The 23,222-nt window shown below is 65.9% G+C and carries 22 protein-coding genes; 8 read left to right on the plus strand and 14 right to left on the minus strand.

The features are described 5' to 3' along the window. Window positions 1–50 precede the first annotated feature (50 nt). Window positions 51–1,013 carry an adenylate/guanylate cyclase domain-containing protein gene (locus AC4AMJ_RS21670; RefSeq protein WP_489914606.1) on the plus strand — a complete coding sequence of 321 codons (963 nt, stop codon included), beginning with the start codon at window positions 51–53 and terminating at the stop codon, window positions 1,011–1,013. Here AC4AMJ_RS21670 and AC4AMJ_RS21675 read toward each other — a convergent pair. The 4 genes from AC4AMJ_RS21675 to AC4AMJ_RS21690 all read right to left on the minus strand — a co-directional run bounded on the left by AC4AMJ_RS21675 (window position 953) and on the right by AC4AMJ_RS21690 (window position 4,083). Continuing rightward, window positions 953–2,059, minus strand: a complete 1,107-nt coding sequence (locus AC4AMJ_RS21675) for a sulfate/molybdate ABC transporter ATP-binding protein (RefSeq protein WP_489914608.1) — start codon at window positions 2,057–2,059, stop codon at window positions 953–955. The genes AC4AMJ_RS21670 and AC4AMJ_RS21675 overlap by 61 nt on opposite strands. Next, complete coding sequence (locus AC4AMJ_RS21680; RefSeq protein WP_489899061.1) at window positions 2,056–2,838, minus strand: ABC transporter permease; 783 nt, start codon at window positions 2,836–2,838, stop codon at window positions 2,056–2,058. The genes AC4AMJ_RS21675 and AC4AMJ_RS21680 overlap by 4 nt, the downstream gene beginning before the upstream one ends. 1 nt (window position 2,839) lies before the next feature. After that, window positions 2,840–3,598, minus strand: a complete 759-nt coding sequence (gene modA / locus AC4AMJ_RS21685; RefSeq protein ID WP_489918483.1) for a molybdate ABC transporter substrate-binding protein — start codon at window positions 3,596–3,598, stop codon at window positions 2,840–2,842. 83 nt (window positions 3,599–3,681) lie between these two features. Continuing rightward, window positions 3,682–4,083, minus strand: a complete 402-nt coding sequence (locus AC4AMJ_RS21690; protein ID WP_489914610.1) for a TOBE domain-containing protein — start codon at window positions 4,081–4,083, stop codon at window positions 3,682–3,684. A 244-nt stretch (window positions 4,084–4,327) separates the two neighbouring features. Here AC4AMJ_RS21690 and AC4AMJ_RS21695 point away from each other — a divergent pair, with 244 nt between their 5' ends. After that, complete coding sequence (locus AC4AMJ_RS21695) at window positions 4,328–5,344, plus strand: ATP-binding cassette domain-containing protein (protein ID WP_489914612.1); 1,017 nt, start codon at window positions 4,328–4,330, stop codon at window positions 5,342–5,344. After that, window positions 5,341–6,189 (plus strand): ABC transporter permease, encoded by an 849-nt coding sequence (locus tag AC4AMJ_RS21700; protein WP_489899058.1) that lies wholly within the window; start codon window positions 5,341–5,343, stop codon window positions 6,187–6,189. Before AC4AMJ_RS21695 ends, AC4AMJ_RS21700 begins: the two co-directional genes overlap by 4 nt. A 98-nt stretch (window positions 6,190–6,287) precedes the next feature. Here AC4AMJ_RS21700 and AC4AMJ_RS21705 read toward each other — a convergent pair whose 3' ends face one another. Then, window positions 6,288–7,451: an ROK family transcriptional regulator gene (locus tag AC4AMJ_RS21705; protein ID WP_489918484.1), complete on the minus strand. Its 1,164-nt coding sequence runs from the start codon at window positions 7,449–7,451 to the stop codon at window positions 6,288–6,290. A gap of 644 nt (window positions 7,452–8,095) precedes the next feature. On the opposite strand from AC4AMJ_RS21705, the gene AC4AMJ_RS21710 reads away from it, so the two are divergent. After that, the gene (locus tag AC4AMJ_RS21710; protein ID WP_489899057.1) at window positions 8,096–9,142 is read left to right on the plus strand and encodes a sigma-70 family RNA polymerase sigma factor; all 1,047 of its coding nucleotides are present in this window, start codon (window positions 8,096–8,098) and stop codon (window positions 9,140–9,142) included. Between the two features lie 28 nt (window positions 9,143–9,170). On the opposite strand, the gene AC4AMJ_RS21715 is transcribed toward AC4AMJ_RS21710, so the two are convergent. Further along, a complete protein-coding gene (locus AC4AMJ_RS21715; protein WP_489914614.1) occupies window positions 9,171–9,587 on the minus strand; it encodes a VOC family protein in 417 nt (138 codons plus the stop codon). A gap of 109 nt (window positions 9,588–9,696) precedes the next feature. Between AC4AMJ_RS21715 and AC4AMJ_RS21720 the strand changes: the two genes are divergently transcribed. Continuing rightward, a complete protein-coding gene (locus tag AC4AMJ_RS21720; RefSeq protein WP_489899055.1) occupies window positions 9,697–10,383 on the plus strand; it encodes a histidine phosphatase family protein in 687 nt (228 codons plus the stop codon). Window positions 10,384–10,757: 374 nt separating this feature from the next. On the opposite strand, the gene AC4AMJ_RS21725 is transcribed toward AC4AMJ_RS21720, so the two are convergent. The 5 genes from AC4AMJ_RS21725 to AC4AMJ_RS21745 all read right to left on the minus strand — a co-directional run bounded on the left by AC4AMJ_RS21725 (window position 10,758) and on the right by AC4AMJ_RS21745 (window position 15,221). Beyond that, window positions 10,758–11,495, minus strand: coding sequence for an SDR family NAD(P)-dependent oxidoreductase (locus AC4AMJ_RS21725; protein ID WP_489899054.1), 738 nt, complete (start codon window positions 11,493–11,495; stop codon window positions 10,758–10,760). Beyond that, entirely contained in the window at window positions 11,488–12,513 is a 1,026-nt protein-coding gene (locus AC4AMJ_RS21730; RefSeq protein WP_489899053.1) for a phosphotransferase family protein, read from the minus strand. The genes AC4AMJ_RS21725 and AC4AMJ_RS21730 overlap by 8 nt, the downstream gene beginning before the upstream one ends. Then, entirely contained in the window at window positions 12,510–13,724 is a 1,215-nt protein-coding gene (locus AC4AMJ_RS21735; protein ID WP_489914616.1) for an acyl-CoA dehydrogenase family protein, read from the minus strand. Before AC4AMJ_RS21735 ends, AC4AMJ_RS21730 begins: the two co-directional genes overlap by 4 nt. Before the next feature lie 105 nt (window positions 13,725–13,829). Then, the gene (locus AC4AMJ_RS21740; protein WP_489899051.1) at window positions 13,830–14,483 is read right to left on the minus strand and encodes a TetR/AcrR family transcriptional regulator; all 654 of its coding nucleotides are present in this window, start codon (window positions 14,481–14,483) and stop codon (window positions 13,830–13,832) included. Between the two features lie 57 nt (window positions 14,484–14,540). Beyond that, the gene (locus tag AC4AMJ_RS21745; RefSeq protein ID WP_489899050.1) at window positions 14,541–15,221 is read right to left on the minus strand and encodes a TetR/AcrR family transcriptional regulator; all 681 of its coding nucleotides are present in this window, start codon (window positions 15,219–15,221) and stop codon (window positions 14,541–14,543) included. Window positions 15,222–15,315: 94 nt separating this feature from the next. On the opposite strand from AC4AMJ_RS21745, the gene AC4AMJ_RS21750 reads away from it, so the two are divergent. Next, on the plus strand, window positions 15,316–16,233 hold the full coding sequence (locus tag AC4AMJ_RS21750) for an oxygenase MpaB family protein (protein ID WP_489914618.1): 918 nt from the start codon (window positions 15,316–15,318) through the stop codon (window positions 16,231–16,233). 134 nt (window positions 16,234–16,367) lie between these two features. After that, entirely contained in the window at window positions 16,368–18,608 is a 2,241-nt protein-coding gene (locus AC4AMJ_RS21755; protein ID WP_489914620.1) for an MMPL family transporter, read from the plus strand. A gap of 21 nt (window positions 18,609–18,629) precedes the next feature. Here the strand turns inward: AC4AMJ_RS21755 and AC4AMJ_RS21760 are convergent, their stop codons facing one another. Continuing rightward, window positions 18,630–19,250, minus strand: a complete 621-nt coding sequence (locus AC4AMJ_RS21760; protein ID WP_489899047.1) for a LysE/ArgO family amino acid transporter — start codon at window positions 19,248–19,250, stop codon at window positions 18,630–18,632. Window positions 19,251–19,331: 81 nt separating this feature from the next. Here AC4AMJ_RS21760 and AC4AMJ_RS21765 point away from each other — a divergent pair, with 81 nt between their 5' ends. Further along, a complete protein-coding gene (locus AC4AMJ_RS21765) occupies window positions 19,332–20,255 on the plus strand; it encodes a LysR family transcriptional regulator ArgP (RefSeq protein ID WP_489914622.1) in 924 nt (307 codons plus the stop codon). A 148-nt stretch (window positions 20,256–20,403) separates the two neighbouring features. On the opposite strand, the gene AC4AMJ_RS21770 is transcribed toward AC4AMJ_RS21765, so the two are convergent. Further along, window positions 20,404–21,702 (minus strand): MFS transporter, encoded by a 1,299-nt coding sequence (locus tag AC4AMJ_RS21770; protein WP_489914624.1) that lies wholly within the window; start codon window positions 21,700–21,702, stop codon window positions 20,404–20,406. A gap of 489 nt (window positions 21,703–22,191) precedes the next feature. Then, window positions 22,192–23,172 (minus strand): non-homologous end joining protein Ku, encoded by a 981-nt coding sequence (ku, locus tag AC4AMJ_RS21775; protein WP_489914626.1) that lies wholly within the window; start codon window positions 23,170–23,172, stop codon window positions 22,192–22,194. Window positions 23,173–23,222: the final 50 nt, after the last annotated feature.

A 23,222-nucleotide genomic window follows, 5' to 3' on the forward strand; every position in this document is an offset into this window, starting at 1 on the left:
CGATCAGCGGTTGAGACTCGGTCGGAGGTTTGTATCACTATGCTCAGACCGTGACCGGATCCAGCGGCGGAAACGAACCCCGCTACACCCGTGACGAGTTGATCGCCGAACTCGGCCTGAGTCCCGAGTATGCGGAGAAGATCTGGAACGCTTTCGGTTTCGCTCGGACATCGACGCCGGAGAAGATCTTCACCGAGACCGACCTCGACGCTCTGCGCCTGTTTGCCGATTCCGAGCGCACGATGCCGCAGAATGCGCAGGTTGCCATCGCACGCGCCATCGGGCAGACGATGGCCCGCCTCGCCGACTGGCAGGCCGACCAGCTCCGCGACCTCGATCGGAACCCCGATGTGCCCTGGTCCGTCGGCCAGATGAGTGGCGCACTCGGCCAGGTCCAGCAACTCATCTGGCGACGACACCTCGCACTCGCGCTGGAGCACCACATCGCGCACGAGACCGATGAGAGTCACGACCTGGTGGTCGGGTTCGCCGACATCGTCGGCTACACCAGCTTGTCGCGCCGCATCGCTCTGGATGAACTCGAGTCCTTGCTCGAGTCGTTCGAGGAGGACAGTTTCGAGATCGTCGCGGCCAACGGCGGTCACGTGGTGAAGACCCTCGGCGACGCGGTCATGTTCACCTGCCACGAACCGGTCGCGGCCGCGGCGATCGCCCTGGCGCTGCACACCCTGTCCACCGATGAGCGCATTCCGCCGCTTCGGGTCGGCCTCGCGCGCGGTCATGTGCTCAGCCGGCTCGGCGACGTGTTCGGCGAGCCGGTGAACATCGCGGCCCGACTGGCCGGATCTGCCCGCCCCGGAACGACTCTCGTCGATGAGTCGATGGCCGACAGCCTTGTCGACGACGAGCGGTTCTACGTCAAATCCATACCGTCGCTGAGCGTCCGCGGCTATCGCCGGCTGAAGGCAAAGACCCTCGAGGCCAACAAATACTATGACGGTCCGATCGAGTCCGATCCCGTTGCCCCGGCCACCGACGACGCGACGCCGTAGATCCGCACCTCGCTCGCCTTGACCACCAGCATCACCTCCAACCCGGGCGCCATCGCGAGATCGGCGACCGCATCCCAGGTGACCTCCGCATCAACGACCTGCTCGCCGCAGAGCGTGCGCACCACCGCGTGGTCGCCGCGCGGCAGCACCTCGGAAACCCTGGCGCGCATCGCGGTACGTGGACTCCCGTGCGGCGCTTCGAGGTAGACCGCAACCGCACGCGGGGAGAACGCCGCCGCGCAGGGTGCACCGGCGGCCAGCACGTCCTCGGCGATCCCGACGACCCGATGTCCGGCTCCGTCGTCGACGCCGTGATCGACATGGTTGCCGACGAACAGGTTGAGTCCCGACAACGAGGCGGTGAACGGGTGCCCGGGCGACGTGAGGACCTCACGTGTCGGGCCGCCGTCGACCACCCGCCCATGATCCATCACGAGCACATCCGACGCCAGACTCACCGCGTCGATCAGGTCGTGGGTGACCAGGATTGTCACACCGGCCCGTCCCGCGAGGAGATCACGTAACAATGATCGGATCTGCTGCGCCACAGACACATCGAGCGCGGCGAACGGCTCGTCGAGCAACAACACGTCGGGTTCGGCGGCCAGCGCACGGGCCACCGCGACACGCTGAGCCTGCCCACCCGACAATTGATTCGGCATGCGGTCAGCGAGATCGGCGACTCCGACCGCATCCAGCCAGTGGTCGGTGCGCGCGACGATCTCGCTTCGGCCGAGGCGGGCCGCGCCTGGTCCGAAGGCGACGTTGCGACGCACGTTCAGGTGCGGGAACAATCGCGCTCGCTGGGCCAGCAGGACGATCGATCGTCGGTGCGGCGCGACAAAATGTCGTCCCTGCTGCAGGACGGTGTCGCCTACTCTGATCGTCGACCCGGGCGTTCGCCGCAGCCCGGCCAGCACAGCCAGTGTCGTGCTCTTGCCGGCCCCGTTCGGACCCATGATCGCGAGTGTCGTGCCGTTTCCGACATCGAGATCAACAGTGACGTATGGCCTTTCGGATCTGACCTGCGCCGCCAATCCACTCATGTCGCGACCGCGCGGCTCGGTCGAAGATGTACGGCGACGACCACCACGAGCGCAACCGCCATCAGCAACAGCGCCAACGGCAGCGCCTGGGCAGGGTCGGTGATCGAGTCCAGGTAGATCTTCAGCGGCGCGGTCTGCGTTGTTCCGGGCAGATTCCCGGCGAAGGTGATCGTCGCACCGAACTCCCCCAGGGCACGCGCAAACGCCAGCACGGTGCCTGCCAGCAGCGACGGGACCACCAGCGGCAGTGTCACTTTCCACAGCGTGCGAGTGGGTCCGGCACCTAGGGTGGCGGCCACCTGCTCGTATTCCGCATCGGTCGACCGCAGCGCACCCTCGACGCTGATCACCAGGAACGGCAGGGCGACGAAGGTCTGTGCAAGAATCACCGCAGTCGTGGTGAAGGCGATGGTGATACCCGCGTCGTCGAGGTACTCGCCGACGATGCCCCGACGTCCGAGTGCATAGAGCAGGGCGAGGCCGCCCACGACCGGCGGTAACACCAACGGCAACAACACCAGTGCGCGGACGATTCGCACCACGACACCATTCGATCGGGCGAACACCATCGCCATCGGAACCCCGAACAGCAGACACAACACGGTACTCACCAACGCGGTCAGCAGCGACAGCCGCAGCGCATCCAGCGATTCCGGTGACGTCACCGACGACACGAACTCCGCCCACGGCATACGCACGATCACCGCGACCGGACCGATCAGGATGAACCCGATCCCGATCAGCGCCGGAATGTGCAGCCACAGCGGGACGCGGCGCATCTCAGGCCGGCGCGGGACTGAACCCGGCCTTGCTCAACACCTCTGCCCCCGTCTCCCCGAGCACCATGTCGACGAACATCTGCGCATCCTGTTCGTGCTGGGTCCCTTTCACCGTCGCGATCGGATAGGAGTTGACGACCTTGGCGAACGCGGCGTCACCCACCGACGACACCTTGTCGCCCGCGCTCTCGGCGTCGGTGACATAGACCAGACCGGCGTCGGCCTGACCGGAGGTCACCTTGGCCAGGACCGCACTGACCGACGACTCTTCGCTGACGGGTGTGACGTCGATACCCGTGTTCTTCTCGACCGTCGCGGTCGCCGCGCCGCACGGCACCTGAACCGCACACACGACGGTCTTCACCTCGCGATTGCCCAGGTCCGCGAAGGCCCTGATGTTCTTCGGATTGCCCGGTGTGGTCACGATGGTCAGCGTGTTGGTGGCGAAGACCTTCGGATCGACGGCGGTGTCACCGAGTTTGGCCATCGTCGCCTGGTCGGCGGTCGCGATGACATCGGCGGTTGCGCCTTGCTGGATCTGGTTCACCAGCGCCGACGAGCCCGCGAAGTTGAGCCGGACGTCGACGTCGGTGTGTGCCTTCTCGTAGTACCCGGCGATCTCGGTGAATGTATCCCGCAGCGATGCCGCGGCGTAGACGTCGAGGACCTCCTTGCCGCTGCCGTCGCCGTTGCCCGAACATCCCACCGCCCCGACCGCCACGGTCAGAACGGCCACCATCACGGCCGGCCCTCGCCGCATTCTCACTCGCACGACCTTGTCGCCTCCTCGTCATCACGAACTCTGTGTCTCACGAAACATCGGATCTCACGGAAACTGGTCGGTCAGCCGGCCGAGCGCTCCACGATCACCGTGGTGGCCTTGACCACCGCGGTGGCGATCACCCCGGGCTCGAGCGCCAGGTCACGCGCCGACTGTGAACTCATCAAGGACGTGACCTCGAACGGCCCGCACTGCATCGTCACCTGAGCCATGACGCCGTCGGCGATGACCTCGGTGACGAGCCCGGTGAATCGGTTGCGAGCAGATCTCAGGACGCCGCTGCCGTCATCCGGCTGCCGTCCCGCACGCTCGGATGCCAGAGCCGCCAGTTGAGCACCATCCACCGTGGTGACGGCATGCTCCGCCGTGGTCGCCTCGAGTCGTCCCGCGGCAACCCACCGCCGCACGGTGTCGTCACTGACCCCGAGCAGCGTCGCCGCATCTCGAATCCGAACCTCTGTCATTCAACGAGAGTATCCGCAGTTGCTGATATTTCTCCGTATTTTCGACGCATGTGCGCACTTCTACCTGGATCTTGACCTCAACCCGACTTGAGGTTCTAGCCTGGTCAGGCAAATCGGACATCGACCGGCGATCACCCGATGATTTCCGGCGGCCGATCGGGTCTGACGAAACGAGGACGATGACCCGGTTCCCGCCGAAAAATCGCTCGCCAATTGTCCAACCCCATCGATAGCGTGGAGAAACATGAGCTCACCTACCGTCCCAGCAGTGGCAGCCGCGGACCCGGCAACGCGCGACGTCGCCATCGAGGCCATCGATCTGGTGAAACGGTTCGGTGACTTCACCGCGGTCGACGGAGTCAGCTTCACCGTGCCGCAGGGCTCCGTCCTCGGATTGCTCGGGCCCAACGGCGCCGGCAAGACCACCATCGTGCGGATGATGACCACGCTGTCACCGCCCACCAGCGGTTCGGCTCGCATCGCCGGGTACGACGTGGCGACCCAACCCGAAATGGTCCGCCGGAGCATGGGGTTGACCGGCCAGGCCGCCACCGTCGACGAGATCCTGACCGGCCGGGAGAACATCCGGATGATCGGCGGTCTGTACGGGATCGGGCGCAAGGAGCTTGCGCGCCGTGCCGATCGCCTGCTCGAGCAGTTCTCGCTCACCGACGCCGGGAACAAACAGGTCAAGTCATACTCGGGTGGCATGCGTAGGCGACTCGACCTCGCGGTCAGCCTGCTGGCGGCGCCACCTGTGCTCTTCCTGGACGAGCCGACCACCGGCCTCGATCCGCGCAGCCGATCCGAGCTGTGGGAGGTACTGCGGAATCTGGTTGCCGACGGCACCACCCTGTTGCTGACCACCCAGTACCTCGAAGAGGCCGATCAACTCGCCGACGACATCGTGGTGATCGACAAAGGCAAGATCATCGCGCACGGCACCCCGCTGCAACTCAAGCAGCAGGCGGGCGCGGCGAGTCTGGTTCTCACCGTGTCCGACCCTCACGACATCCCCGAGGCCGAGGCACTCCTGCGCAAGACCGGCACCGACGTCTTCATCGACCACGGTGCCCGACGACTCACCGCACCCGCCGACGGACTCGGCGATCTGACCCGGGTCGTCGCCTGGTTCGACGAGAGCGGCATCGCCGTGGACGACCTCGGTCTCGCCCGACCCAGCCTGGACGACGTGTTCCTGTCACTCACCGGTCACCGTGCCGAGGACGACTCGGCCTCCGAAGAGGAGCAATCCGCATGACCAGCACGATCACCACCACCGACTCGGTGACCCAGCGTCCCGAGATACATCAGACCAGCATCTGGCAACAGTCCTGGATCATGGTGAAACGCAACATGATCCACACCAGACGCATGCCGGAGATGCTCTCCGACGTGACCATCCAGCCGATCATGTTCGTGCTGTTGTTCGCGTACGTGTTCGGCGCATCCATCACCAACACCGGAGGTGTCTCCTACAAGGAGTTCCTGCTGCCGGGCATCATGGGCCAGACCATCGTGTTCACCGCGTTCATCGTGGCGACCGGTATCACCGCCGACCTCGAGAAGGGGATCATCGACCGGTTCCGCTCGCTGCCGATCCGCCGCTCGTCGGTGTTGATCGGCCGCAGCATCGCCAGTCTGCTGCATTCGTCGATCGGGATCGTGGTCATGGCGATCACCGGCCTGGCCATCGGGTGGCGAATCCACAACGGTTTCGGTGAGGCGGTGCTCGGCTTCGCGCTCGTTCTGCTGTTCGGTTTCGCGATGATCTGGTTCGGCATCCTCGTCGGCTCGTGGCTGACCTCGGTGGAGGCGGTCAACGGCTTCATGTTCACCACGCTGTTCCCGCTGACGTTCCTGTCGAACGCCTTCGTGCCCACGGCCCCGATGCCCACCTGGCTGCGGACGATAGCGGAGTGGAACCCGATCTCCGCGCTCGTCCAAGCGATGCGAGTGCTGTGGGGCAACGGACCCGCGGCCGGCCCGGACGCGCCGTGGCCGCTGCAGCACCCCGAGATCGCGACGATCATCTGGGCGATCGCGCTGACGATCGTGTTCGCACCGTTCGCACTGCGCGCCTACACCAAGCGCACCTCCGATTGAGCTGCCCCGATACCCCGAAGTTCGTCCGCCGGTGCCCCATTCGTCCCCTGTTATTTCGCACGGACGAGCGGAGAACCGGCGGACGAACGATCGGCCGCTCACGCCGTGATGGCGAGCGCCTCCAGTGGATCGGCGTAGATGGCGTCGAGCGAGACCGCGCCGGCGGCCTGTTGCTGCACCGTCGACCCGGAATGTGAGACGCGCACATCCCGGTTGGCAACCACCGAAGTGGTCTTGAGAGCCTTGGCCACGGTCGGCAGCGTCGCCGGGAAATCGGTGAACGCCTGCCCACCGAGGACGACGTGGTCCGGGTTGAAGATGTCGGCGATCAACGCGACGGTGCGTCCGAGCACCTCGGCCCGCTCCTCCAGCAGCGCTCGTGCGGTCGCGTCCCCGCCACGGGCGAGTTCGTGCACTCCTTCGATGTCGCTCACCGACAGTCCGGCGGCCTGCGCCGCATCGACGACTCCGGTGTCGCTGGTCGCCGGCTCCAGCCTGCCGGTGTTCCCGGGATCGAGCAGTTTGGTGGGTCCGGTCGGAAAATGGCCGATCACCGGCGGACCGGCCGCAGGCGTGTGCACCATGCCGTCGACGCAGAACGCGGTACCGACCATCTCGCGCGCATAGAAGTACAGGAAGCTCGATTTCTTCTGCTCCGGATTGACGACGAGCTCGGCGGCGGCCATGGCCTCGACGTGCGAGGCGACCGAGACCGGCAGGCCGACGCGTTCGGCGATGATCCGGCCGACCGGGGCGCCGGACCAGCCCAGTCGCGGATGGTCCACGAAGCCGCCCGCTGTGACGCGGCCACCGAGGGCGACACCGGCCCACAGCACCCGCCGCCCCGTCCAGCGGGACACGAACCGCCGCGCGCTCTCTCCGATGGCGGACAGCGTCTGCTCGGGCGTGTCGGCGACCGGGGTGGGGATCTGGATGGCGCCGACGACCCGGTGCAACAGATCGTGGGTGGTGATCGAGGTGACCTTGTAGCCGATGTGGATGCCGAGGGTCAGGAAGTCGGCGACGTTGAGCTCGAACGGCAGCCGCGGGCGACCGATCGCACCGGCCGGCGCGAGATCCGCGCGTTCGCGGATGAGCCCTGCCTTCAGCAAGGCGCCGACCTGACGGTTGACGGTGGAGATACTCAGCCCGGTCTGCTCTGCGGCGACATCACGGAACACCGGGCCGGAGAGACGAGCGGTGCGCAGCACCAGGGCGGCCGGCTTCGACGACAGCTGTAATTGCGGGGTGGCGACGTGAATCTCGGTTACCCCCTTCCGGACCGGCGCCTTCGCGGGTGACGCCAACCGAACGTGAGGTCGAAGGGGTGCGGAGGTGATCGAACGGGTGTGATGGTCGAGCGTGGCGGTCATCTGTGTGTCCTCATCGAATGTGCCACATCCGGACCGGCTCCGCGCCTGATGCGGCGCAGGCCACCCGGATGGGCGGGAAGATCTGGGCCGACGACGGCCCGAGGGATCGAATGCTGGGGTCAGCGCATTCGGCGACAACACAGGACGCGAGCAAACGGCAACCGACAGCCCAGAGCAGTTGTCACATACGTGACCTCTGGGACGTAGGGCTGGCGGCTCGTCATGACGATCAAGCTAGCAACGGATCGACCGGGGTGGCAACCCGTGATGAGCCCGCGCCGCAGCCTTGGGCGTGCGGTGGATATGGGCGCTCACCGGCGACGATAGGCCGACGCGGCATCGCTCGCGCGGTTTGCGCGCACGCTGATTCAAACGGCCGGCACCGAGGAAACCGTCGTCGGCCCGGCGATCCCCCTCACGATCGCCGGGCCGACGAGTACTTCTTGGACGCACCGACGCACGGATCGGTTCCATAGATGACGCCGACCTTTTCGGGGCTGAACCTGTCGGTGGGTTCCAGTAACCTTGGTCACATGTCCACCGCGACCACCCGCACCGCCTCCGACGAAGAGTTTCTCCAGGTCTCCGAGCCGTTTCGGCGTGAGATCCTGGCGCACTGTTACCGCATGATGGGGTCCCACCACGACGCCGAGGACCTCATGCAGGAGACCTATCTGCGGGCGTGGCGTGGCTACGAGAAATTCGATCGTCGGGCATCGGTCCGCACCTGGCTGCACAAGATCGCCACCAATACGTGCCTCACCGCATTGCAGAGCCGACAGCGGCGTCCGCTGCCATCCGGTCTCGGCGGGGACGCATACGACCCGACCGACGACCTCTTGCAGGACCACGAGGTCCCGTGGCTCGAGCCGTTCGCAGGAACGGTCGACGAGATCGCTCCCGGCGACGACGCCGACCCCGCGTTCGTGGTGGGTGCCCGCGAATCCATCCGGCTCGCCTTCATCGCGGCCCTGCAGCATCTGCCCGAACGTCAGCGGGCCGTGCTCATCCTGCGGGACGTGCTCCAGTGGAAGGCCGCCGAGGTGGCCGACACCATCGGCGTGACCACCGCGACGGTGAACAGCTTGCTCCAGCGCGCACGCGAACAGCTCAAGAACGTCCCGGCGCGCGATGAGTCTCCGAGCGAGCTCGACGACGCCACGAAGCGTGAGTTGCTGGCCAAGTACGTCTCGGCGTTCGAACGCTACGACGTCGACGCCATCGTCGAGATGTTCACCGACAAGTCCATCTGGGAGATGCCGCCGTTCACCGGTTGGTATCAGGGCGCCGACGCGATCGGTACCCTGATCCGTCGCAACTGCCCGGCCGAGAAGGACGGCGACCAGATCCTGCTGCCGACCACGGCGAACGGGCAACCTGCGTTCGGGCTGTACATGTTGGAGCCCGACGGGGTGCACCGACCGTTCCAGCTGCAGGTACTCGAGCTCGACAGCGACGGCGCGGTCGATCACGTGGTGGCATTCTTCAGCTCGACGATGGAAGAGGACTTCGCGCGGTTCGGCCTGCCCGCCACGCCGTATGAGGCGCCGGCGCGCACGGCGCCGAGCCCATTCCACTGACCCGGACGGGTCTGTACCGAGAGATCAGTCAGTCGTCGTCCTGGGGGATCTGGGTGGGATCCATCCACACCAGTTCCCAGGCATGTCCGTCCAGATCGCAGAAGCTTCGGCAGTACATGAAGCCGAGGTCCTCGGGATCGCGTAGCGCCGTTCCGCCGTGGGCCAGGGCGGCATCCACGCATCGGTCGACCTCGCGGCGTGATGACGCCGACACCGCCACCAACGTCTCCCGCCCTCCGCTGTGGGGATCGGCGACCGCACCGGCGGCGTAACCGGCGAACCGCGCCGTCCGGTGGAGCACGACGCGACAGTTCTCGTTGATCTCCAGACAGAGGGTGCCGCGGTCGCAGAACATGACGTCGAGCCGGAAACCCAGCCGTGTGAAGAAGGCCCGCGACCTCGCCACATCGGCCACGGGCAGATTGACGAACATCATCGTCGACAAATCGCACACTCCTTCGGTGCCCGACCACGCCACGCGGGACACACGAATACCGACTGTGCGGGCAACCCGAACTCATCGCGGACGTCGCCGACGCCATAGGGTGTGAGTCATGGGCGTGATCTACCTGGTCCGGCACGGACAAGCGGACCCGAACGCGTACGGCATCTACGATTCCGACGACCCGGCTCCCAACGGTCCCGGCGGGCTGACCGACACGGGTGTTATGCAGGCGCGACTCAGCGGCGCGCTGCTGGCGAGTCTGACCGACGGGGTGACCACTGCGGTCAGTGGCGATCTGGCCCGCCAGTCGCAGACGCTCACCGGCGTTCTCGGCCAGTTCGACAACGCCCCGGCCGCCCAGACCGACCCCGACTGGAACGAGTACGCGCTCCCCGCCTTGGTCGGCTCGGCGAGCGCCGAGGAGTACCGGGACGGGCGCGACTATCAACGACGGCTCGACCAAGGTCTCGCGGAGTGGATCTCCGGCAACACCGAGCACGGCACGGGTGAGACCTACGCGGACTTCGCCAAGCGTGTGTCCGCGGCTGCCGAGCGGGCAACAGCGATGGCCGGTTCCGGACAGACCGTCGTGGTGGTCTCCTCGGCCGGCACCATCACCCAGTGGCTCGCCCAGTTGTGGCAGATCCCGCCGTTGGCCTGGCCCGCTCTGTCGCGGACGATGGTCAACGCGTCGGTGTCCAAACTGCTCGTCGGCCGCAGCGGAGTGTCGGTGGTGTCGTTCAACGAGCACGCCCACCTCGCCGACCGTGACGGGGGCGTCGCCACCTTCCGGTGACGCGCCCTTCGTGACGCACGCTCACTCCGTTCGCGGGCTCCTCAGGGAGCGGGTTGGGCGGCCGCCCCGTTCGCGGGCTCCTCAGGGAGCGGGGTTGGCCGCCACTCCGTTCGCGGGCTCCTCAGGGAGCGGGTTTGGCCGCCACTCCGTTCGCGGGCTCCTCAGGGAGCGGGTTTGTCGGCCACTCCGTTCGCGGGCATCACCCCACTCACCGAAAAAGCGAACCTCACCTCACCACCCGGAAAGCCACCCGTCCGCAGGCATGCGAACGCCACCTCACCACCCGGGAAGCCACGCGTCCGCAGGCGTGCAAACGCCACCCGGTCCCTGAGGAGCCTCGCGAGGAACGAGCGAAGCGTCACGAAGGGCACCGGTCACGCACGGTGCAGGTTCGTCCCCGGCCGGGTCAGGATCACGTTGGGCAGCACCGCATACCGCGACAGCTGGGTGACCGAGTACGCCATGGTCGCCACGTCGGCGACGGTGATCATCTCGCTGCCGGGGATCTCGTCCTTGAGCCAGTCCGACATGTCGGTGTCCACGTATCCGGGCGCGATCGTCGTGGCGCTGACACCATTACCCGACTCCTCGAGATTGAACGTCTCACACAGCGAGATCAGCGCGGCCTTGGTGGAGCCGTATGCGGAGAGTTCCGGCTCCGGATAGACGCCGGTGATCGATGCGACCGCGATCACCTTCGCCGCGCCGTTGGCCTCCGCGGTCGACCGCAGCGTCGGGATCAGCGACTGCAAAAGGATGTACGGCGCACGCACATTGACCTGATACAAGCGGTCGAAGCGACGCACCGGCAGATCCGCGACGCGACCCTTCTGACCCATGCCCGCGTTGATGACGAGCGCATCGCAACGACCGAACGCATCACGGTGAGCGGTGGCCAGCGCCTCGACGGCGTCGGCATCGGTCATGTCAGCGGGAATCACCTCGACCCGACCGGCGCCGAGCTCGTCGAGTTCACTCGCCTTGCTCTCCAACGCCTCCCGGCCACGCGAGGAGATCGTCAGATCCCAGCCGTCGGCGGCGAATCGCTCGGCGATCGCCGCACCGATGCCGCGGGATGCACCGGTGACCAGTGCAACTTTGTTGTCAGACACGATTCTTCCCCCTCAACGTGGTCAAACCCGCGGCGATGAAATCGCCGGTCGACTCGGCGGCGCGCTCCGCACCGTCCGACGCCGCCCCGGACAGCGCCCGATGCGTGATGCCCTCGGCGATGACGCCGAGTTTCAGATTCGCCAGCGCCAGGTAGAAGTCCCAGTCGCCGAGATCCTGACCCGCGCGCACGGCGTATCGCTGCGCGATCTCGTCGGCCGACGGATAGCGGTCACTGGTCCAGGCCGCCTCGAACCCGACCACGCGGTCGAACACAGGACGCCGATACACACACATCAACGCAACGTCGGTGATCGGGTCGCCCAATGTGGACATCTCCCAATCCACCACCGCGCGAACAACACCCGGGTCCTCGGCGGACAGGATTGTGTTGTCGACCCGGTAGTCACCGTGCACGATCGTGCTGCGCGCCTGCGTCGGCACCCGATCGCTCAACTCCGCGACCAGCCGGTCGACGTCGTCGAGCTCGCGCGTCTTCACGTGGCCCCACTGCCGGGCCCACAGTTTCACCTGACGAGCCGCAAAACCTTCGGGGCGGCCGAAATCGCCCAGACCCACTGCCTGGTAGTCGACTTCGTGCAGGCGGGCCAATGTCTCCACGAGACCGTCGAGGTTGCGTGCCACGTCGTCATCAGACAGTGCCGACAGATCTTCCGCGGTCCGTACCACGCGGCCGTCGACGAACTCCACCACCGTGAAGGGTGCGCCCAGAACGTCGCCGTCCGCGTCGATCGCCACGGTCGTCGCGACCGGGACGTCGGTGGCTTGTAGCGCACTGGTCACCGCCCACTCCCGGTTCATGTCGTGTGCAGACGGAGTCAGCCCACTCATCGGCGGACGTCGCACCACCCAGCGGGTTTCGTCGTCACGGACGCTGAACGTCAGGTTGGACTTGCCGCCGCTGATCAGGTCCACGCGCAGATCGCCGACGACGGCCACGCCACGATTCACCAGGAAGTCGCGCAGCAGTGCGGAATTCAGGGCCGGATGGTCGCTCATCCGTTGGACTCCGCCTGGGCGGCCTTCTTGGCCCGGCCAACCGCACGCCGGGCGATCGCCCAGCGATGTACCTCGGATGGGCCGTCGTAGATCCGGAACGGCCGGAGTTCACGCTGCAGCCGCGCCAACGGGAGGTCGTCGGAGACACCCATCCCGCCACACATCTGCATGCTGCGGTCAACGATCCGGGTGTAGGCCTCGGCCGCAAAGGTTTTCGCGATCGATGTCTCGTTGGACGCGTGGCTGCCGGCATCGAGTTCATGGCATGCCTTGACCAGCAGCGCCATACTCGCGGCGAGGTCGATCTCGTTGTCCGCGACCATCTGCTGGATCATGCCGAGGTCACCCAGCTTGCCGCCGAAGCCGTCGCGGCGCGCCACGTAGTCGACGGCGACGTCGTGGCAGCGCTGCGCCGAACCGAACCACCGCATGACATGGGTCATCCGGGCCGGGCCCAGGCGGACCTGCGCGTATCGGTAGCCTTCGTCGACCTCACCCAGGATGTCCTCATCGGGCACGAAGACGTCGGTGAAGTTGACCTCGCAGTGCCCGCCGATCATCGACCGATCGGTGGTCACGATGTGGCGGTCCACCGATATGCCGGGGGTGTCGGCGGGGGCGAGAAACATCGTCGCGCCGCCGCGGTCACCGGGCGAGCCCGCGGTGCGGGCCATGATGATGAAGAATCCCGCGCCTTCCGCGCCCGTGATGAATCGCTTCTCCCCGTTGATCTTCCAGCCACCATCGACCTTTGTCGCGAGGGTGCTCAGCGCGTTGGGGTCCGACCCGGCACCGGGTGAGGGTTCGGTCATCGCGAATGCCGAACGGACATCACCGGCTGCCAGCGGGGCCAGATACTTGTGCTTCTGCTCATCGCTGGCGATATGGGCGAGCATGTGCACGTTGCCCTCGTCGGGGGCTCCGATGTGCAGGGCGATCGGGCCGAAGGTCGAGTAGCCGGCGGCTGCGAACACGGGCACCCGGTCGGACATGTTCAGTCCGAGACCACCGAACTCGATCGGCGCGTGCGGCGCGAAGATTCCTTCGGCCTTCGCCTTCGCATTCATCTCACGCCGGAGTTCGTCACCGACGGCGGCGTTGATGTCTCCCCCGTGCTCATCCTCGATCGGCAGGACGTACTCGCGCACGAACCGGCTCGTCTTGTCGACGACCTCCGAGACCTCGGGGTCGTATCGCAGATTCACGGGCATCGCATCTCCTCATCAGGTTCGCCGACCGAGCGATCGTTCGGCGACCGTCACGATGCCAGCTGCGACCTCGATGGTCAAGTCCAGGCGCCGATGGCGGCGATGCGCTCAGTCGGCGACAGTGGCCGGCCGATAGCCCACGGTGTCGCGGGCGAGCTGCAGATTCCGGGCGATCAACTCGTCCGCGCCGAGTTCACCCTCGAGCTTGAACCAGGTGGAGACGCCGACACACATCGTCGCCACCGCACGCGAGGCGTCCTTGGGATAGCGCGTGGCGAAGTCCCCGGCCGCGACGCCGGCGAAGACGATCTCGTCGACCATGCGTTGCTGCCTGTCGCGGTGACCGATGTAGGTCTGCTTGTAGCTGTCATCGAGGCTGCGGATCTCCGTCGAGCCGACAAACGCCTGTTCACGCCGATACATGTGGAAACGCAGCAACGACTCGACGACCGCGTCGAACTGGTCGACGGGCTGATCACCAGCCTCGGCGATGGCCATCTCCGAGCGGTGCAGCAGGTCGGTCATGGTGCGTTCGAGCAGCCCCTGCAACAGTGATTGCTTGGACGGGTAGTGGTGGTAGAGACCTGGCACCGACAGGTTCGCCCGCGCGGCGATCTCCCGCACCGACGTCCCGTGATAGCCATGCTCGGCAAATGCGGCAAGCGCTGCCGCCAACGGAACGGGCAGCTCGGCCTCGCCGTAGTCTCGCCATTCGCCGAGGGACTCTGGACGGACATCCGTGTCGCCGGCCCCACTACTCATGGCTTCCAACATAGTCGTTGCCATCCACCGGTCCGCCATCGGAGCATCGGGGCACGCCTAGTCGGCAAAGCGGGCGACACCGTCGGCGAGTGCCATCAGCAGCCCCACGCTGACATCGACCACCCCGGCACGGTCCAGGTCGAGGTGCCCTTCGAGCCACGCACCGAGCACCCGGGCGAGGCCGCCCACCTGGAACTGCGCCGCCGCGACACTCTTCGGACCGGACCGAACCTCGATGACCCCGGACGCCGACTGCAGTGTCAGCCCGGCGAACAGCGCGGTGGATTCCATCCGCTTCTCGGCGATCGTCGGACTCAGCAGGGACTGCGAGAACAGCAGCCTGCCTTTGCGGCGGTCCTCGTCGATGATGCGGACGATGGCGCCGATCGCGGCGGTGACCTTGCCTTCGACGTCGTCGCCGGCCGCGAACGCGGCCAGGCCGTCGGCCGAGATCTCGGCGATGACCTCGTCGAACGTCGCACCCACCAGCGCCTCGATCGAGTCGAAGCTCTCGTAGAAGTAGCGCGTGGTCAGTCCGGCCTCCCGGCACACTCCGCGGACCGTCACCGACCCACCGTCCGAGGCTCCCAACAGTTCCAGGGCAGCGTCGATCAGCGTCGCCCGCCGACGAGCCACCCGACTCTCGCCGTCCTCGCCCCCGTAGGCACGCAGGTTGTCACCGACGGTGGTGCCGCCGACGGACTTGGTCACCGAGGTCTCACTGTCCGTGCTCGCCACCCACCTATCTTGACATCGATGATCTTGACATCGTTGAATGTAAGAGAAAACGTCTGTTGTCAGAATTTGGTTCTGGCGAGTCAAGGGGGTCACGATGAGCACCGAGCCCATCATCTACGACGACATCGATCTGCCGCCGGCATTCACCGCCGTCGAGCCCGATACCGAGTACCTACCGCCGAAGGCGAGGATGACCCGGGGGGAACTCGACGCTCTGCCGACGCGCATGAACGAGATGAAGGGCATCTCCACGCTCGCCGGACCCGCCAACGTCATCATGCAACTCGCGATGCCCGCCGTCGGCTATGGCGTCTACGAGAGCCGCGTCGACACCGGCAACCTGTTCAAGCATCCCGTCAAGCGGACTCGCACAACGCTGAGCTATCTCGCGGTCGCGATGATGGGCAGCCCGAAGGATCGCAAGGCCTATCGCCATGCGGTCGGCAAGGCCCACGCCAAGGTTCGGTCCACCGAGACCAGCCCGGTGAAGTACAACGCCTTCGATCCGCAACTGCAGCTGTGGGTCGCCGCCTGCCTCTACAAGGGGTGGGAAGACATGCAGCGCATCTACGGCGACCCCGCAGACATCACCGAGGAGGCCTACCAGAACGGTGCGGTGCTGGGCACCACATTGCAGGTGCCGCGCGAGATGTGGCCGGCGACGCGGGCCGAGTTCGAGACCTACTGGAACGAGACGGTCGAGACCTTCGAGATCGACCCGATCATCCGTGAGCACCTCATGTCCATCACCCGCGCCGAGTTCCTGCCCCGGTGGGTCAGCACCATTTTCGGCTGGTGGTTCGAGCTGCTCACCATCGGCTTCCTGCCGGAGAACTTCCGCGACAAGATGGGTCTCGAGTTCACGCCGTGGCAGCGCCGACTCTTCGACGCACACAACACTCTGGCCAAGGCGATCTGCGACCGTCTGCCGAAACCGTTGCGCGAGTTCCCCTTCAACGTGCTGCTGTGGGACGTCCGGTGGCGCATCCGGACGGGTCGGCCGCTGGTCTGATCCCCGTGCAGTGACCGGCACGCCGTCGCTGCCGGTCACTGCCACGAAATCCGCGGGCATTCCTGTGCTCGCGGTCACATCGCCCGGTCCGTTCGCGCGACTACCCTGGTTCACACACTCAAGGGGAGGTTGCCGTGGCGTTGTGGTTGTACCGGCTCGGACGATTCGCGTTCCGGCACAAGTGGTGGTTCGTCGGTTGTTGGCTCGCGATAGTGATCGCCCTCGGTGCGATCGTCGGGGCCGTGGCACCGAAGTTCTCCACGGATTTCGAACTCCCGGGTACCGACTCCGATCGCGCCATGTCGGTGATGAAGTCCGACTTCCCTGCGATCAACGAACAACAACTCGAGGCGTCGACGAGCATCGTGGTCGCCGCCGACGACGGCTTGGCGAACCACACGGACCAGATCGACGCTCTGGTCGCCAAGGCTCGCACGCTCCCGAAGGTGCTGGAGCCGCAAACGATCGTCAACCCCGTCACGGCGGCGCAAGCCAACCCGGCGATCGCGTCGGCGGTTCTCGGTGACGACGGAAAAGTCGGCCTGATCCAGATCCACCAGGACATCCCCCGCCAGGATCTGACGGCCGCGGAGATGGATCAGTTCAAAGATCTCCTCGCCGAGTTCCGAGGCAACGGACTCGAAGTCGAGGGCACCGGCTCGCTGATGCAGGTCTTCGAGCAGGGCGGTGTGTCCGAACTGTTGGGCTTCGCGGTCGCCTTCGTGATCATGATCGTGGCGTTCGGCGCGTTGATCGCCGCCTTCATCCCCATCATCACCGGCATCCTCGGCGTCGGCATCACCATTCTTCTGGTCACGTTGAGCGCCAAGATCATCGACGTCCAGCAGAGCGCGACCACGATCATCACGATGCTCGGTATCGCGGTGTCGATCGACTATGCACTGTTCATCGTGTCCCGATACCGGTCCGAACTGAACCTGGACGGCAACCGTGAGGCGGCCGTCGGGCGGGCCGTCGGCACCGCGGGGTCGGCGGTCGTGTTCGCCGGGCTGACCGTGATGATCGCGGTCGCGGGACTGGGCGTGGTGGGCATCCCGTTCATCACGCAGATGGGTATCGCTGCCGCGGTCGCCGTGTTCATCGCGGTTCTGGGCGCGATCACGCTGATCCCGGCCCTGCTGGGTGCCTTCGGCCGATTCGCGTTCAGTCCGCGGATTCCGGGCATCCGGCACGGCGACGAGCCGGACACACAACCCTCCAACGGTCTTCGGGTCGCACGGTTCATCACGCGCTACCCGTTGCCCGTCGCGATCGTCGGCTTGGTGTTGCTCGCCATCGCAGCGATTCCGATGACCAAGATGGAACTGGGCATGTCGTCGACGACCGACAGCGAGTATGCCGCGACCCAGCTTCTGCAGCGTGGGTTCGGCGAGGGTGTGAACGGTCCACTGCTGGTGGTGGTCAGCGATGCAAACGGCGGCGACGTCGCCGGCGCGGCCAACGATGTCGTCGCTCACGTCAAGACCCTCGACAACGTCGCCAACCCGACGCAGATCACCTGGATCGGCAACGGTCCTGATCCGGCGAATCCTCAGGCCGGCGCGAGTGCCGCGCTGATCTCGGTCACTCCGGAGCAGTCCCCGAGCGGCCCGGAGACGCACGCGCTGATGGAGCAGATCCGCGACTATGCCGCGACGAGTCCGGATGGGGCGACAGTCAACGTCGGCGGTCAGACCGCGATCATGTCCGACATCTCGTCGAAGTTGAGTTCGGCGCTGATCCCGTTCCTCATCGTCGTTGTCGGGCTGGCGTTCATCATCCTGACCATCGTCTTCCGGTCGTTGCTCGTGCCGCTGATCGCCACGATCGGATTCTTGTTCTCCGTGTGCGCGACGTTCGGTGCAACCGTCGCGATCTTCCAGGAGGGCGATTTCGGGTTGATCGACCACACGAAACCGATCATCTCCTTCATGCCGATATTCCTGGTGGGAGTGGTCTTCGGGCTGGCGATGGACTACCAGGTGTTCCTGGTGACCCGAATGCGCGAGGAATACGTACACGGCGTCTCCGCCAAGGACTCGGTGATCATCGGCTACCAGCACGGCGCCCGGGTGGTCGCGTCCGCTGCGGTCATCATGATCTCGGTGTTCTCGGCCTTCATGCTCGCCCCGGACACCACCGCCAAGATGATGGGCTTCGCTCTGGCCGCAGCGGTGTTCTTCGACGCCTTCATCGTCCGAATGGTGGTCGTGCCGGCGATCATCACCCTGCTCGGCGACGCCGCGTGGAAGCTTCCGAAGTGGCTCGACCGCATCCTGCCCAACGTCGACGTCGAGGGCACCGCGATCCGCGAGATCCCGCTCGAGAACGAGGTCGACCCTGATCTGTGGGAGTCGGAGGCCAGCCGGGTCTGAGCGCTGTGTGAGATCGGCCGATCAGACCGACGCGATCAGCATCGTGCCCATCGCGAGCATCACGACCGCGACGATCGCGTCGAGCACGCGCCACGCGCGGGGTGAGGCGAAGAATCGGGACAACTTGCTGGCGCCACCGCCGAGCGACGCGAACCAGAGCAGGCTCGCTATGCAGGCGCCGATGGCGAACGCCCATTTGGCGCTGCCGTGGCTGTTGGCGATCGCGCCCATGGTGAGCACGGTGTCGAGGTAGACGTGCGGGTTCAGCCAGGTCAGCGCCAGCGTCATGCCGATCGCCGCCCATCGGGTCGCCGTGGAGGCCTCACCGGGGTTGGTGACGATCGCCTCGTTGCTGCGCAGGCAGCGCCGGGCAGCCATCAACCCCAGCACGATCACGTATCCGCCCCCGAGGACTTTCGCGACGGTCACCACGGCCGGATGCGCGGCGACCAGCGCACCCAGGCCGGCGACGCCGGCGATGATCAAGATGACGTCGGAGACCGCGCACACCACGACGACCGGCACCACATGGGCTCGTGCCACTCCTTGTCGGAGCACGAACACATTCTGTGGGCCGATAGCGATGATCAGACCGGCACCGGTCAGCAAACCCGCGATCGCCGCGAGCACATACGTCGTCATGTCCACAAACGTTAAAGACGACCTCGCCAACAATCCAGCGAATGTTTTTCATGAATCATCAGAAGAACTTAAGATCACTGGGTGGAGATCAGCCAAGAAGGTCTGCAGACCCTGTCGGCCGTGCTCCGGGAAGGCACGTTCGACGCGGCCGCGGCGGCGTTGCACATCACGCCGTCCGCGGTGAGTCAGCGGATCAAGGCATTGGAGGCCTCGGTCGGAAGGGTGGTGGTGCGCCGCACGAAACCCGCTACCGCCACCCCCGACGGTGAAACCCTGGTTCGACTCGCCAAACAATGGGAGTTGTTGGTTGCCGAAGCACGTGCCGAACTACTCGGCGGAGGGACCACCGACGCCGATAGTTCGCGGATTAATCTGCCGATCGCCGCCAATGCCGACTCGCTGGCCACGTGGTTCCTTCCGGTGCTGGCGCGGATGCATGCCGAGTATCCGGTGGCCATCGAAGTGCTGCGCGACGACGAGAGTCAGAACAGCCGCTTCTTACAGTCGGGAGAAGTACTGGGCGCCATCACCTCTGACCCTCTCGGCGTTCGTGGGTGTACCACCCGCGCGCTCGGCGCCATGCGCTATCTGCCGGTCGCCACGCCCGAGTTCATCGAACGCTGGATGCCCGATGGGCCGTCGCCGGAAGCACTGTCCAACGCCCCCATGGTCTTGTTCGACCGCAACGACTACATCCAACGCAACGTGCTGACCCGACTCGCCGACAGGCCGGTGTCGCCGCCGATCAGCTACATCCCGGCATCGACCGAGTTCCATCGGGCGATCGAACTCGGGATCGGTTGGGGCGCTGTGCCCGAAGTCCAGATATCCGACGCCCTGCACGCCGGCCGCGTGACACCGATCGTGGACGATCACGTCGACGTGCCCCTGTTCTGGCAGTACTGGAAACTCAGTTCACCGCTTCTCGCTTCGTTGACCGAACTGACGGTCGCGGCGGCCGCCGAGCATCTGGTGCCCACACCTACAGCACCGCACTGGTCCTGATACCGCCGACAAGTTCGTCGAGCACCTTGGTGACCGAATGGGTGTGTGCCCGCGCGATGGGGTGCCGCATCAGCAAAATACCCAGCACCGACTTCGTCGTCCTCACGCCCTGAGCCCGAGATGCGGTGCGCCGCCGCACTCCCCCGGTTCAGCGCAGCGGCGCAACTTCGTGCATCTCCAACCGCAGCGGATGCTCGGTCTCGTCGCGCCACAGACGTGCGGCGAGGTAGAAGCATCCGGCGACCGGCACCGGCAGCAACCCGGCCAGCACGAATGTCGCCGACAGTCCGATGGCATGACTCACCGGTGCGGCGAGTGCCATCGACACCGGCATCAGCGCCACCGAGACGAAGAAGTCGAGGCTCGCCACGCGCCCGAGCAGTGCGGGCGGCACGCGACGCTGTAGGAGAGTGCCCCACAGGACCATCGGGCCGTCGAACATCACTCCCATCAGGAAACCCGCGACCACGAACATCCAGGTGCTCTCGGCAAGACCCATGAAGACCAGCGGAACGCTGGAGAAGCCCCAGATCCCGAACATGACGCTGAGATACCGCCGCGGCATGGGGATCGATGCGAACACCAACGACGCCGACGCTGCGCCGAGCCCGAATCCGGCCAGCACGAGGCTGTGATCGCCGGCGCCCCCGTGCGCACGTTCCTGCAATGCGAACGGCACCAACACCTCGATGGGCCCCATGACGGCGAGGACCAGGATGCAGGCGAAGAACAACGTCGCCCACAGCCACGGCGTTCGCCACATGTACGCGAACCCCTCTGCGATGTCGGTGAGGACATCACGAACGGGATGCCCCGACGGTGCCGCCTCACGGCGAACCGCAACCGGCTGCATCGCGAGATAGGTGAGCGCCGACGCCGCGCTGGCGAATCCTGCGAGCACGATCGCCATGGCCGGGGACGCGATCGAGATGACCCCGCCTGCCACCATCGGACCGAACGCCTGGAATATCACCGGCCGCAGAAAACCCTCGATTCCGTTGGCCGCCTGCAATTGAGCGGCCTCCACCACACTGGGCAGCAATGCCGAGTAGGCCGGGTAGTACATGCCCATGGTGATGCCACCGAGCAGCGAGGCGACGAGCAGTGTCGGCTGATTCAGCATGCCGAGCATGCCGGCGACGCCGACGACGACGAACGCGAGGAGCTTGACGATCTCGAGTCCGATCATGATGCGCCGTTGCGAGACGCGGTCGGCCAGGACTCCCCCACCGAGGGTGGAGATCACCATGCCCACCGCAGCAACGCCGGTGACCATCGACAGTTGCCCAGGGCCACCGCCCATCTGGATGACCTGCCAGACCACGCCGACGGTCCACACACCATCGGCGAACATCGCCAGCACCAATCCGATTGCGAGCAAACGGTACTGCCGCAGCGCAAACGGTTTCAACGCCGCGGGCAGGCGGGTATCGACCGACGTGCTCACGGTACGAGTTTCTCGCATGTCCTCTGGTATCGGCCACTGATTTTTCCGGCGGCCCCCTGGTGGTCGAGTCGCGTCGAGCCCCAGGCTGAGCAGCGTGAGGAGTGCCAAGCGCGATCCTCCACGATCCGGAGCACAGCGGGATGGCCACCCCGATCCCTGAGGAGATCCGGAGCGCCAGCGGGATGGCCACCCCGATCCCTGAGGAGATCCGGAGCGCTAGCGGAGGATCGTCACGAAGGGTCGCCCTTCGTGACGCATCGCTCGTTCCTCGCGAGGCTCCTCAGGGACCGGGTGGTGACGCATCGCTCGTTCCTCGCGAGGCTCCTCAGGGAGCGGGTGGCGACGCATCGCTCGTTCCTCGCGAGGCTCCTCAGAGACCGAGTGGGAACGCTTCGCTCGCTCCTCGGGGACCGAGTGGGGCCGCTTCGCTCGTTCCTCGCGACGCTCCTCAGGGACCGACTGGGCCGCGGCCCGGGGACGTACTGATCCCTACGCCGACTTCTTCGCCGCCGACTTCTTGGCGGTGGTCTTCTTGGCCGCGGTGGACTTGGACGCCGACTTCTTGGCCGCCGTCTTCCTGGCAGCGGCCTTCTTCGCCGGAGCCTTTTTGGCGGGGGCTTTCTTGGCGGTGGTCTTCTTCGCCGACTCGGATTCCTCGGCGTCGTCGGACTTCCCGGCGGAATCGCTCGACCCACCCTTGTCTTTCACCGACGCGCGCAACGCGGCCAGCAGGTCGGCGACCTCGGAGTCCTCGTCTTCGGCCGGTTCTTCGTCACTTTCCGGGAACGCCTCGGCGCCTTCGGCTTTCGCCTCGACGAGCTTGGACAGCTCGTTCTGATAGGTGTCCTCGAATTCAGACGGGTCAAAATCCTTGGCCATGGTCTCGATCAGCGAGGCCGCCATGTCGAGCTCTTGGGGACGGATCTCCGTCTCTTCGCCGAGGAAGCCGAAGTCCGCAGCACGCACCTCGTCGGGCCAGAGCAGCGTCTGCAAGGTCATCACACCGTCGACCACCCGCAGCGCGGCAAGGCGGGTCCGGTTCCGCAGTGTGAAGGTCGCAATGGCCAGACGGTCGGTCTTCTCCAATGCCTGCGCCATCAGCGTGTACGCCTTGGGCGACTTCGATGCCGGCTCCAGGTAATAGGGCTTGTCGAAGTAGATCGGATCGACCTGTTCGGTTGGCACGAACTCCAGGATCGAGATCTCCGGACTCTTGTGCACCGGCAGCGTCGCGAGATCCTCCTTGGTGAGAATCACCGTCTCGCCGGAGTCGGTTTCGTAGGCGTTGGCGATGTCGGCGTAGTCCACCTCGGTGTCGGTGCCCTCGCGGACACGCCGATAGCGAATGCGTGTCCCGTCCTTCGAGTCGACCTGAAAGGACTTCCGGTCGTGACTTTCCGTCGCCGAGTACACCTTGACCGGCACGTTGACCAGGCCAAAGCTCAGATCGCCCTTCCAGATCGAGCGCATGGCGTTCATTGTGCCACCGGTTTGGGAAATCCTCGGCACACAATGCGGCA

The sequence above is a fragment of the Gordonia sp. LMA484 genome (assembly GCF_058129505.1).